This is a genomic window from Streptomyces huiliensis, assembly GCF_020037025.1.
In the GTDB taxonomy this organism is placed as follows: Bacteria; Actinomycetota; Actinomycetes; order Streptomycetales; family Streptomycetaceae; genus Streptomyces; species Streptomyces huiliensis.
Genome location: NZ_JAIQLH010000224.1, coordinates 1 through 780, shown reverse-complemented (window position 1 = coordinate 780; position 780 = coordinate 1). Strand labels below are relative to the sequence as shown.

The 780-nt window shown below is 77.1% G+C and carries 1 protein-coding gene; it reads right to left on the bottom strand.

Features of this window, described 5'->3' with window-relative positions:
* The coding region (locus JNW98_RS28765; RefSeq protein WP_504755513.1) for a primosomal protein N' family DNA-binding protein at nt 1-748 on the bottom strand (748 nt) is incomplete at its 3' end.
* Between the last annotated feature and the right edge of the window lie 32 nt (nt 749-780).

Here is a 780-nt window from a genome sequence, read left to right as displayed (position 1 = left end):
GGGCGGCGGCCCGGCCGTCGGGTACGACGACCAGCGCGCCGCGCCGTGACGCGAGCGCGGCGGCGGCGGCGCGGGCCAGCTCGTCGGCCCAGTGCGGTCCGGGGAGCGCGGTCCACACCGCACGGGGGCTCTCGCCGCGGGCCAGGGCCTCCAGGTAGCCGGGCCCGGTGGGGTACCGGGCCCAGCCGCCGGGGTCCGGCGCGGCGGGCGGGGGCAGCAGCGGGCCGGACGGCTCGGCCTCGATCCGGGCGTGCCGGGGCGGCACGGCCAGCTGGAGGACGTCGGCGAGCGAGCCGGCGTACCGGTCGGCGACGGCGCGGCAGAGCGCGAACAACCGCGGTCCGAGCACCGGTTCCGGCGACAGCACCTGGGCGATGGCGGCGAGCGGCCCCCGGTAGTCGGACTCCGGCACCCGCTCCACGATGAACCCGTCCAGCAGGCCGCCGCCCTCGCGGCGCCCGTCCCTCACGTTCTTCGTGCCCGCGCCGAACCGCACCCGCACCCGGGCGCCCGGCCGCGCGTCCGCGTCCAGCTCCGCCGGCACGGCGTAGTCCCACAACTTGTCCAGGTGCACCGGCCCCTTGTCGACCAGCACCTTCGCGACCGGCAACTCCTTCGCCAGCGCGGCCCCCCGCCACGTCCGCGGCTTCGCCCGCGGCTTCTTCGCCTTGCGCACGCTTTCGCGGATCAGCGCGAGCTGTTCCCCTTGCGGGGGTGCTGCTTCGGGGTGCTCGTTCTCGCTGCTCACAGCTCCAGTCTTAGCAGAGGGCTCGGACAGTA